A 9,506-nucleotide genomic window follows, 5' to 3' on the forward strand; every position below is an offset into this window, starting at 1 on the left:
GGGCGTGCTCGTCCTCGGCCCGCGCGTCGTCCGCCGCGTCCGCGGCCTCGGCGAGCACGCGCACGACGTCGGGTGCGTCGGCCACGTCCAGCGCATCCACCCGCGTCGCCTCGCGGAGGCCCGTGACCGCCTCCGCGACCCTCGCGTCGGCCGCGTCGGTGCGCTGCTTCGCGGCCGTCCGCATCTCAGCGAGCCGCTTCGCGGTCGCGTCGTAGACGGCCGTGCCGAACAGCGACTGCAGCACGAGGCGCCGCTGCTCGCCGGTCGAGCGCAGGAACTCCGCGAACTCGCCTTGCGGCAGCACGACGGTCTGCACGAACTGCGCGCGCGTCAGCCCGACGATGCGCGCGATCTCGGTGCCCACCTCCTGCGTGCTGGTGCCGAGCACCTCGCCGGCTTCCGCGTCCGGCGACGAGAGCCGCAGGAGGGTCGCGGACGCGTTCTGGCTCGTGGTGCCCGTGCCGCGCGCCTTCGGGCGCTGGTGCTGCGGGCTCCGGCGCACCCGGTGGATGCCCGCGGCCGTCTCGAAGACGAGCTCCACGTACGGCTCCACCCCGGCCGCCGCGTGGTGGCTGTGCAGGCGGTCGCGGCTGGATCCGTCGCTCGCGAGCGACCCGTACAGCGCGAACACGACGGCGTCGATGAGCGTCGACTTGCCGGATCCGGTGGGCCCCTCCAGCAGGAAGAGCCCCGACCGCCCGAGCTCGGCGAGGTCGATGACGTGCTCCCCGGCGAAGGGCCCGACGGCCTGGAGGGTGAGGCGGTGCAGGTCCATCAGGCGCTCCCATCCGCGGCGAGGGCGTCCTCGTAGGCCTGGCGCAGCACGTGCAGCTCGGGCTCGGTGGGCGCCGCGCCGGTCGCGTACTCCACGAAGTCGGCGGCGACCTCGAGCGGATCCGTCGTCGCGTCGACCACGCGGGACCGCACGCCCTCGACGCGCCCCTCGGGCTCGTGCAGCACGACGAGCGCGTGGGGCAGCGCCTCCCGCACCCGCGCCACGAGGTGGGCCGGGTGCACGGGGTCGGTGACGTGCACGCGCAGCCAGGCGTCGGCGAGGTCGGCGTGCCGCCCGTCGGTGATCTCGGCGAGCGTCCCCGTCACCTCCGCGAGCCGCCGCGGCACGGGCGCCGGGATCAGCTCCACCGCGGTGGAGCCGTCCGCCGCCAGCTCCACGAGCGCGCTCGACTTCCGCTGCAGCCGCTCCCCGAACGAGAACGCGAGCGGCGAGCCGGAGTATCGGATGCGCGGGGCCCGGATGCGCGGGACGCCGATGGGCGGGGCGCCGATGGGCGGGGCGCCGATGGGCGGTGCCCCGACCCCCGCGCCCGCCGCCCGCACCTCCTGCGCCCCGTGCAGGTGCCCGAGCGCCACGTAGTCGGCCCCCGAGAACGCCGCGGCGGGCACCTGGTCGAAGCCGCCGACGCGGATGTCGCGCTCGCTCTCGCTGGGCTCCGCGCCGGTGACGAACGCGTGCGCGACCACGACGACGCGGGCGTCGGGCCGGCCGGCGGCGTCGGCGCGCACGCGGTCCATGGCGGCGCCCAGCACGGCCTCGTGCGAGCGCGGCAGGGGAGGGGACCCGGCGGGGGCGAGCGACGCGCGCACCGCGTCCGGGTCGAGGTAGGGCAGCCCGTAGAAGGCGACCGGCCCGTGCGCGTCGTCGATGACGACGGGCTCGTCGAGCGCCTCCGCCGACGCGAGGATCCGCAGCCCGTCGCGCAGCAGCGCCGACGCGAACCCGAGGCGCGCCGCCGAGTCGTGGTTGCCGGGCGTGACGATGACGGTCGCGAGCGCGCTCAACCGCCCGAGCGCGTCGGAGAGCAGCCGCACCGTCGGCACGCCGGGCACCGCGCGGTCGTAGACGTCGCCGGCGACGAGCACCACGTCGACCGCGCGCTCGCGCACGACCTCCACGAGGTGGTCGAGGAACGCGGCGTGGTGCGCGTGCAGGTCCTCGCCGTGCAGGGTGCGCCCGAGGTGCCAGTCGCTCGTGTGGAGGATGCGCACGCGGGTCCTTCCGTGGGCGGGCGGCGGTGCCCGTCACGCTACCGGAGGGCTCCGACACGGCCCGCTCGGCCGCGACCGCGCCGCCTCGGGACCCGCCGGGCCCTCGCGGTAGGATCGAGTGTGACTGGAGAGAACCTGCTCGGCGTCCCCGAGACGCGCCTGGCCGACGAGCCCGAGGTGGCGGCGCGCATCGCGAACGCCGACGGCGACCACGACACGCTCGGCGCGATCGCCGCCGACCACCCGCAGTCGTCCCTCGTGTGGGCGCTGCTCGCGGACACGGCCTTCATCCAGGGCGACCGCATCGCCTCGTACGCGTTCGCGCGCGTCGGCTACCACCGTGGGCTCGACGCGCTGCGGAGGTCCGGCTGGAAGGGCCAGGGCCCCGTGCCGTGGAGCCACGAGCCGAACCGCGGCGTCCTCCGCTCCCTGTACGCGCTGCGCCGCGCGGCCGCCGCCATCGGCGAGGAGGACGAGGTCTCCCGCCTCACCGCCTTCCTGCGCGACGCGGATCCGACCGCCGCCGGCCACATCGAGGCCGCGACCGCGGGGGCCCTGCCGCCCACGGAGGCCATCGTCATCCGCGGCCAGGACTGACCCGGCGTCGCCGGATCCCCCGAACCCGCACCCGCTCCACCGCACGCCACCGACCCGACCGACCCGCCCCGACGAGGAGTGAGCCATGCCCGCAGTAGTGATCATCGGAGCCCAGTGGGGTGACGAGGGCAAGGGACGCGCGACCGACCTCCTCGGCAGCCGCGTCGACTACGTCGTGAAGTTCAACGGCGGCAACAACGCCGGCCACACGGTCGTCGTCGGCGACGAGAAGTACGCGCTGCACCTGCTGCCGTCCGGCATCCTCACGCCCGGCGTCGTGCCCGTCATCGGCAACGGCGTCGTGGTCGACATCGAGGTGCTCTTCCACGAGCTCGACGCGCTCGCCGCCCGCGGCGTCGACGTCTCGAAGCTCCGCGTGAGCGCGAACGCGCACGTCATCACGCACTACCACCGCACCATCGACAAGGTGACGGAGCGCTTCCTCGGCAAGCGCCAGATCGGCACCACCGGCCGCGGCATCGGCCCCACGTACGCGGACAAGATCAACCGCGTCGGCATCCGGATCCAGGACCTCTTCGACGAGAACATCCTGCGCCAGAAGGTGGAGGCGGCCCTCGACGCGAAGAACCACATGCTCGTGAAGATCTACAACCGCCGCGCCATCTCGGCGGAGGAGATCGTCGAGAGCCTGCTCTCCTACGTGGAGCGGCTGCGCCCCATGGTGTGCGACGCGTCGCTCGAGCTGAACGCGGCGCTCGACGCGGGCAAGACGGTGCTGTTCGAGGCCGGTCAGGCCACCATGCTCGACATCGACCACGGCACGTACCCGTTCGTCACGTCCTCGAGCGCCACGTCCGGCGGCGCGGCCACGGGCTCCGGCGTCGCGCCGAACCGGCTCGAGCGGATCATCGCGGTCGTCAAGGCGTACACGACGCGCGTCGGCGCCGGCCCGTTCCCCACGGAGCTGCACGACGAGTCGGGCGAGTACCTGCGCGCGAAGGGCTTCGAGTTCGGCACCACCACCGGCCGCCCGCGCCGCTGCGGCTGGTACGACGCGCCCATCGCGCGCTACACGGCCCGCATCAACGGCGTCACCGACTTCGTGCTCACCAAGCTCGACGTGCTCTCGGGTCTCGCGACCATCCCCGTCTGCGTCGCCTACGACGTCGACGGCGTGCGCCACGACGAGGTGCCCGTCTCGCAGTCCGACTTCCACCACGCGACCCCGATCTACGAGGAGCTCCCGGGCTGGCAGGAGGACATCACGGGCTGCCGCCGGTTCGAGGACCTCCCGAGGAACGCGCAGGACTACGTGATGGCGATCGAGCGCATGAGCGGCGCCCGCATCTCCGCCGTGGGCGTGGGCCCGGAGCGCGAGCAGGTCGTCGTGCTGCACGACCTCCTCGAGGCCTGACCCTGATCCACGACGGCTGGGCCGACGACGCCCGCCTCGGCACCGATGCGGCGGACCTCGCGCGCTTCCTCAGCCGCGCCGACGCGCGCACGACGAACCGCGAGCGGCTCCAGGCGGATCTCGACATGGGCCAGGAGCAGTACGTGGCCGCGTGGCGCGAGCTGCACCGCTTCGGCTACGTGTCGTCGGCGGAGCTGCGGCGGCTCGTCGTCGAGCGGTGACCCGCTAGGCGGTCACGCGCCGTGCGCCCGCAGCGCGCGCACCATGCCGCGGAGGAGGCGCGTGGCCTCGTCGCGGTCGCGCACCGAGAGGCCGTCGAGCATGCGCAGCTCGACCGCGCGCACGGCGGCGGACGCCGTCGCCAGCTCGCCGCGGCCCTTCGCGGTGAGGCGCGTGGGCTGCACCCGGCCGACCGCCTCCTCCGCGGGACGGGAGACGATCCCGTCGCGCTCGAGGGTCTGCAGCAGCACGTTCATCGACTGGCGGGTGACGAAGGCGCCGCGGGCGAGGTCGGAGTTCGAGGATCCGGGCCGCTGGGCCAGGAGCTCGAGGCACGAGTAGTGCGTGATGGTCATGCCGAGGGGCCGCAGCGCCTCCTCCATGGCCTGCCGCAACGCGCTCGACGCCTCCTTCAGCAGGTAGCCGAGCGAGGTCGGGAGGTCGATGCCGTCGTCGCCTTGCGTCATGTCAGCATTCTGACATACGCTCTTCCATGTCAGGCTTCTGACATGCAACCGAGGAGACACCATGCCCACCACCGGCCCCGACTTCATCTCGCTCCAGGTCCGCGACCTCGACGCCGCCCAGGCGTTCTACGAGCGCTACCTGGGCCTCGTCCGCTCGCCCGACGGACCCCCGCACGCCGTCGTCTTCCGGACCGCGCCCATCGCGTTCGCGCTCCGCGACGTGATCCCCGGCACCGACCTCGACGCGGTCTCGCAGCCCGGCATCGGGGCCGCGATCTGGCTGCACGCCACGGACGTGCAGGAGATCCACGACCGGCTCGCCGCCGACGGCCATCGCATCGTCACCGCGCCCCTCGACGGGCCCTTCGGCCGCACCTTCGCCTTCGCGGACCTCGACGGCTACCACGTGACGCTGCACGACCGGGCGTGACGGAGGCTGCCCCCGCGACGCGGGGTGGCGGATCCCCTCGGGGAGCGCCACGCTGAGGGCATCCGACCGAGGGATCCGCATGCGCCGCTCACCGCTCGTCCCCGCCGCCCTCGCGGCGGTCCTCCTCCTCGCGGGCTGCGCGCCGGCCGCCGACCCGGCAGGGACCCTCGCCGCCGGGGATCCTCCCGCATCGTCGTCATCGGCAGGCGATCCCGTGGCGGTGCCGACGCCCGTCGAGGTGACCGGCTACGACTGCAACGGCCGCCCCGTCGATCCCGCGGCGTTCGCGGAGCGGGAGCCGCTCAGCAGCCTGGGCGACGAGGGCGCCGCCGCGCTCGCCGAGGCCACGCGGGGCTGGGAGGGCCACCCCGGCTTCCCGCCGGAGGACGGCTGGTTCGTGCTCGCGTCCTCCGCCACCGACATCGAGGTCATGCGCGCGGTCACCGAGCCGTACGACCTGGGCAACGGCGAGATCCCACCGGACCACGATTACCTCGCGGCGAAGCACGTCGGACAGCCGGGCGAGGAGCCCGCGTGGACGGTGTGGTCCGCGTCGCCGTGCGCGCTCCGGCTGGACTACGCGGAGCTCGACCCGCCCATGATCGCCTTCGAGGTGGAGCCGGATCCCTCGGCGGATCGGCTCACGTTCCTCGTCACCGAATCCGCCTGCAACTCCGGGGAGGACGCGGCCGGCCGCGTCCAGCTCGTCTCCCTCGAGGAGACCGGCGACCGGGTCGAGGTGGCCTTCGCCGTCCGGCCGCGCCACGAGGGCGCGACGTGCCAGGGGAACCCGGCCACGCCGTCCACGGTGGCTCTATCGGCTCCCCTGGGAGACCGCGAGGTGGTCGACACGGGACTCGTCATCCCGCGACCGGTCGGGCTGCGCCCCGGGATCTAGGGGCGTCCAGGGGCGACTCGGTCCACCCGCGCGATGTGCCCTCCAGCACCGCGGTCGCGATGAGGTCCGCCGCCCGCTCCGGCGTGATGCGCGACGTGTCGACGACCTCCGCCTCGGCGTGCAGCCAGGTGCGCGCGGCCACCGCGTAGGGCTCCATCCGCGAGAAGCGGAACGCCGACGGGCCGAGCTCCGGATCGTGCTGGATGCGGTCGCGGAGCACGTCCGCGTCGGCGTGCAGCACGAAGTGGCGGACGGGGATCCCGTGCGCCGCGAGGCCCCCGCTGATCTCGCGCCAGTACGCCTCCGTGAGCACCGTCATGGGCATCACGAGCGTGCCGCCCGCGTACTCGAGCACGCGACGGGCCGTCTCGACCACGAGGGGACGCCACGGCGCCCAGTGCTGGAAGTCGTCGGTCGCGGGCAGGCCCGGGCGGATGTCCATCAGCACCTCGCCGACCTTCTCGGCGTCGAGCACCCGGCTGCCAGGGATCCGCTCCGCCAGGAGCCTGCTCGTCGTCGTCTTGCCGACCCCGTGCGTGCCGTTCAGCCAGACGATCATGCCCCGAGGCTAGCGGCGGCGGTGCGCCGACGGCATCCGGCGGGCGACGGATCCCGGCCCGTCCTGGCAGACGACGGGCGCGCGGGCCAGGCTGGAGGGGCGACGGGGACCCGGCCCCGCACCTCGACGCGCGATCCCGCGCACGCGGAAGGACACCATGCTCTCCATCGTCTACTCCAGCACCGCCGAGACGTCGTTCGACGACGTCGACCTCGCGCAGCTCATGGCGCAGAGCCGCGCGACCAACGAGGCCCACGGGCTCACGGGACTCCTCGTGCACCGGCAGGGGCGGTTCCTCCAGCTGATCGAGGGGGAGGAGGCCGACGTGCGGGAGCGCATGGCCGCGATCCTCGCGGACGACCGCCACGGCCGCATCGCGACGCTGATGGAGGAGGAGATCGCCGAGCGGCAGTTCCCCGACTGGACCATGGGCTTCGCGCGCTACGACGCCCGCGTCGCCGAGCGGATCCCCGGCTACCGCGACACCTTCGACGACCTGCAGGGCGATCGTCCGGACGACGCCATCCGGCCGGCGCTCCGCGAGCTGATCCGGTGGTTCCAGGAGGACACCGGCCGACTGTCCTGACGGACGCCGCTCAGGCGGTCGGCACCGCGCTCCGCCAGAAGCCCGCGAGCAGGTCGGCGCTCGCCTGCGGCTGGTCGACCTGGGCCGAGTGCCCCGCGTCGGCGACGACCTCGTAGCGGGCGCCCGCGCGCTCCGCCATGTCGCGCTGCCAGTCCTGCGGCCACGCGTCGTCGGTGTCGCCGTGCGACACGAGGACGGGGAGCCCGGTGGCCCGGAGCTCGTCGACCCGGTCGGTCTGCGCCTGCATGATCTCCAGCGCGCCCAGCAGCTGCGCCGACGCGGTGCCGAGCAGGCGCGTGCGGTACCACGCCACCTCGGGGTCGTCGCCGTCGAGCCGCTCGGGGAGGAACCACAGCGGCCAGAGCGCGGCGCTGCCCGCCGCCCGGATCGCGGCGATCTGCTCGGAGCGGTCGGCGCGGCTGCGGGGGCCCGAGTTCCAGTGCGTGTAGCTGGCGAAGCGGCCGGGGTCGCGGATCACGGCCTGCAGCCCCACGACGCCGCCGAAGCTGTGGCCGAGCAGGTGCACGGGGCCGAGCGGCGCGGCGGGGGCGGCGTCGGTGGCGACGTGGCGGCCGCCGGATCCGCCGCGGCCCGCCAGCGCGTCGACCACGTGGTGCACGTCCTGGCCGAGGGTCTCGAGCTCGTAGCCGGACGAGTCGACGGGCGGCTCGGCCTGGCCGGGGCCGGTGGATCCCCACTGCCCGCGCTGCGAGAACGCGACGACCGTGAAGCCGCGTTCCGCGATCGGTCCCATGACCGGGAGGAAGTCCTCCTTCGAGCCGGTGAAGCCCGGCACGAGCAGGGCGACGGGCGCGGTCGCCGGATCCCCGGTGCGGGCGGGCACGCGCACGGCCGAGAGCCGTGCGGCCGGCACCTCGATCGTCAGGTCCTCCGCGTCGTGGGGCCGGTGGTCGGACAGGGTGCGCGGGGCCTGGGCGTCGATGCTCATCCCGTCAGCGTAGGCCCGGCCGGATCGAGAACAGCTCCTGCGGGGTGGCGCCCGTCGCGTCGCAGATGAGCGTGAGGGTCGTGAAGCGGATGGCCTTCGCCCGGTCGTTCTTCAGGATCGACAGGTTCGCCATGGTGATGCCCGTGCGCGCCGACAGCTCGGTGAGCGTCATGCCGCGGGCGGCGAGCACGGCATCGAGGTGGCACGCGATGCGGTGCGGGGCGACGGGGTCGCCGGCGCCGGGATCAGACGACGCCATCGACGTCCTCGACGAGGCGGGCGCCCGCGCGGAACGCGGCCGTGAGCGCGAGGGCGACGAGGCCGGCGAGGAGGAGGTCGACGGGCCAGGCGACGGGGTCGCTGCCGATGGTCGCGTAGTCGCCGCCGAGGAAGCCCTCGCGTCCCGGGTCGCCGACGCCGAACGTGCCGACGGCTCCCCCGCCGCCGAACCCGAAGCCGAGGCCGGCGGCCAGGTACGTGCTGGCGACCACGCCGGCCACCCCCTGCGCGACGCCGCCGACGAGCAGCGTGATCGCGAGCCGCCGCCAGTTCGCGACGACGAACGCATGGAACGGCTCGCCCTGGGCGATGCCGCGGAGGGCCCGCAGCAGCCAGGCGATGGCGAGCACCACGGTCACGCCGTGGACGACCGACGGCACGGCGCCGAGGACCCGGAGCAGGAGGTCGGCGTCGGCCAGCGACCCCGACGCGCCCTCCCGGAGGATGGCGTCGCGCACCTGCGGCAGCTCCGAGAGCGGCAGGCCCGGGTCGGCGCCTCCGCCCGCGAACAGGTAGCGGCCGGTGACCGTCGTGATGGCACGGCTCGCGTCCGCGAGCACCGTCCACGTCATGACGAGCAGGAGCGCGAATCGCGTGACCCGCATGGCTCGCGGGCGCTCCCGCACCGGCCGGCTCTCGATGATGCCCGTGCTCGCCATGCCGCTCCCCTTATCGATCTTCGATGTCATCGACAATCAACACCATGCGGTGGGCGAGCGCAAGGGGTCACCCCCCCGTCGACCACCGGGAGCGTCAGCAGGAAGCGCGCCCCCGCGCCCGGGACCGCGGGCAGGCACACCAGGTCGCCGCCCTGCGCGCGGGCGAGCGCCCGGGCGATGGGGAGACCGAGGCCCGCGCCGCCGTCCTGGCGGTCGCGGCCGTCGTCGAGGCGCACGAGGCGGTCGAAGATCCGCTCCCGGTCGGCGTCGGGCACGCCGCGGCCGTCGTCGGCGACCGTGATGCGGACCGTGTCCGGGTCCTGCCCCTCGGCCTCGACCCGCACCTCGGCGGCCGCGTAGCGGGCCGCGTTCTGCAGCAGGTTGTCGAGCACCTGCGCCAGCCGGTCCGGGTCCGCGCGCACCGCCGGCGGAGCGCCGCGCACCTCCGCGACCACGCGCGTGCCGGGCGTCCGGTCGCGCT

At 74.6% G+C, this 9,506-nt stretch carries 13 protein-coding genes; 5 read left to right on the forward strand and 8 right to left on the reverse strand.

Features of this window, described 5'->3' with window-relative positions; genetic code table 11:
• Both Q6969_RS09345 and Q6969_RS09350 read right to left on the reverse strand, forming a co-directional pair.
• Window positions 1–775: SMC family ATPase (locus tag Q6969_RS09345; protein ID WP_317230189.1), on the reverse strand; the 775-nt coding region annotated here is incomplete at its 3' end.
• On the reverse strand, window positions 775–2,007 hold the full coding sequence (locus Q6969_RS09350; RefSeq protein ID WP_317230190.1) for an exonuclease SbcCD subunit D C-terminal domain-containing protein: 1,233 nt from the start codon (window positions 2,005–2,007) through the stop codon (window positions 775–777). The genes Q6969_RS09345 and Q6969_RS09350, both read right to left, overlap by 1 nt.
• A 120-nt stretch (window positions 2,008–2,127) precedes the next feature.
• Here Q6969_RS09350 and Q6969_RS09355 point away from each other — a divergent pair, with 120 nt between their 5' ends.
• Together Q6969_RS09355 and Q6969_RS09360 are read left to right on the forward strand one after the other, a co-directional pair.
• Window positions 2,128–2,604: a DUF3151 domain-containing protein gene (locus Q6969_RS09355; RefSeq protein WP_317230191.1), complete on the forward strand. Its 477-nt coding sequence runs from the start codon at window positions 2,128–2,130 to the stop codon at window positions 2,602–2,604.
• An 85-nt stretch (window positions 2,605–2,689) separates the two neighbouring features.
• Complete coding sequence (locus Q6969_RS09360; protein ID WP_317230192.1) at window positions 2,690–3,979, forward strand: adenylosuccinate synthase; 1,290 nt, start codon at window positions 2,690–2,692, stop codon at window positions 3,977–3,979.
• A 233-nt stretch (window positions 3,980–4,212) separates the two neighbouring features.
• On the opposite strand, the gene Q6969_RS09365 is transcribed toward Q6969_RS09360, so the two are convergent.
• Window positions 4,213–4,665 (reverse strand): MarR family transcriptional regulator, encoded by a 453-nt coding sequence (locus tag Q6969_RS09365; RefSeq protein ID WP_317230193.1) that lies wholly within the window; start codon window positions 4,663–4,665, stop codon window positions 4,213–4,215.
• Window positions 4,666–4,726: 61 nt separating this feature from the next.
• On the opposite strand from Q6969_RS09365, the gene Q6969_RS09370 reads away from it, so the two are divergent.
• Both Q6969_RS09370 and Q6969_RS09375 read left to right on the forward strand, forming a co-directional pair.
• On the forward strand, window positions 4,727–5,095 hold the full coding sequence (locus Q6969_RS09370; protein WP_317230194.1) for a VOC family protein: 369 nt from the start codon (window positions 4,727–4,729) through the stop codon (window positions 5,093–5,095).
• Window positions 5,096–5,174: 79 nt separating this feature from the next.
• Window positions 5,175–5,993, forward strand: coding sequence for a hypothetical protein (locus tag Q6969_RS09375; protein WP_317230195.1), 819 nt, complete (start codon window positions 5,175–5,177; stop codon window positions 5,991–5,993).
• Here the strand turns inward: Q6969_RS09375 and Q6969_RS09380 are convergent.
• Window positions 5,956–6,552: an AAA family ATPase gene (locus Q6969_RS09380; protein ID WP_317230196.1), complete on the reverse strand. Its 597-nt coding sequence runs from the start codon at window positions 6,550–6,552 to the stop codon at window positions 5,956–5,958. The genes Q6969_RS09375 and Q6969_RS09380 overlap by 38 nt on opposite strands.
• A gap of 157 nt (window positions 6,553–6,709) precedes the next feature.
• Between Q6969_RS09380 and Q6969_RS09385 the strand changes: the two genes are divergently transcribed.
• Complete coding sequence (locus Q6969_RS09385) at window positions 6,710–7,138, forward strand: BLUF domain-containing protein (RefSeq protein WP_094115137.1); 429 nt, start codon at window positions 6,710–6,712, stop codon at window positions 7,136–7,138.
• 10 nt (window positions 7,139–7,148) lie between these two features.
• Here Q6969_RS09385 and Q6969_RS09390 read toward each other — a convergent pair whose 3' ends face one another.
• From Q6969_RS09390 to Q6969_RS09405, 4 genes are all read right to left on the reverse strand, one after another.
• A complete protein-coding gene (locus Q6969_RS09390) occupies window positions 7,149–8,087 on the reverse strand; it encodes an alpha/beta hydrolase (protein WP_317230197.1) in 939 nt (312 codons plus the stop codon).
• Between the two features lie 4 nt (window positions 8,088–8,091).
• Window positions 8,092–8,346: a helix-turn-helix domain-containing protein gene (locus Q6969_RS09395; RefSeq protein ID WP_317230198.1), complete on the reverse strand. Its 255-nt coding sequence runs from the start codon at window positions 8,344–8,346 to the stop codon at window positions 8,092–8,094.
• Window positions 8,333–9,025, reverse strand: coding sequence for a hypothetical protein (locus Q6969_RS09400; RefSeq protein ID WP_317230199.1), 693 nt, complete (start codon window positions 9,023–9,025; stop codon window positions 8,333–8,335). Before Q6969_RS09400 ends, Q6969_RS09395 begins: the two co-directional genes overlap by 14 nt.
• Window positions 9,026–9,051: 26 nt before the next feature.
• Window positions 9,052–9,506, reverse strand: a 455-nt coding sequence (locus Q6969_RS09405) for an ATP-binding protein (protein ID WP_317230200.1), incomplete at its 5' end; no start/stop codon positions are given.

It is taken from the genome of Clavibacter sp. MX14-G9D, from assembly GCF_032917815.1.
GTDB lineage: Bacteria > Actinomycetota > Actinomycetes > Actinomycetales > Microbacteriaceae > Clavibacter > Clavibacter michiganensis_K.

Coding starts and splice junctions, on each gene's coding strand:
- Q6969_RS09360 (WP_317230192.1), top strand. CDS start 2,690: ATGCCCGCAGTAGTGATCATCGGAGCCCAGTGGGGTGACGAGGGCAAG.
- Q6969_RS09365 (WP_317230193.1), bottom strand. CDS start 4,665: ATGACGCAAGGCGACGACGGCATCGACCTCCCGACCTCGCTCGGCTAC.
- Q6969_RS09370 (WP_317230194.1), top strand. CDS start 4,727: ATGCCCACCACCGGCCCCGACTTCATCTCGCTCCAGGTCCGCGACCTC.
- Q6969_RS09375 (WP_317230195.1), top strand. CDS start 5,175: ATGCGCCGCTCACCGCTCGTCCCCGCCGCCCTCGCGGCGGTCCTCCTC.
- Q6969_RS09380 (WP_317230196.1), bottom strand. CDS start 6,552: ATGATCGTCTGGCTGAACGGCACGCACGGGGTCGGCAAGACGACGACG.
- Q6969_RS09385 (WP_094115137.1), top strand. CDS start 6,710: ATGCTCTCCATCGTCTACTCCAGCACCGCCGAGACGTCGTTCGACGAC.
- Q6969_RS09390 (WP_317230197.1), bottom strand. CDS start 8,087: ATGAGCATCGACGCCCAGGCCCCGCGCACCCTGTCCGACCACCGGCCC.
- Q6969_RS09395 (WP_317230198.1), bottom strand. CDS start 8,346: ATGGCGTCGTCTGATCCCGGCGCCGGCGACCCCGTCGCCCCGCACCGC.
- Q6969_RS09400 (WP_317230199.1), bottom strand. CDS start 9,025: ATGGCGAGCACGGGCATCATCGAGAGCCGGCCGGTGCGGGAGCGCCCG.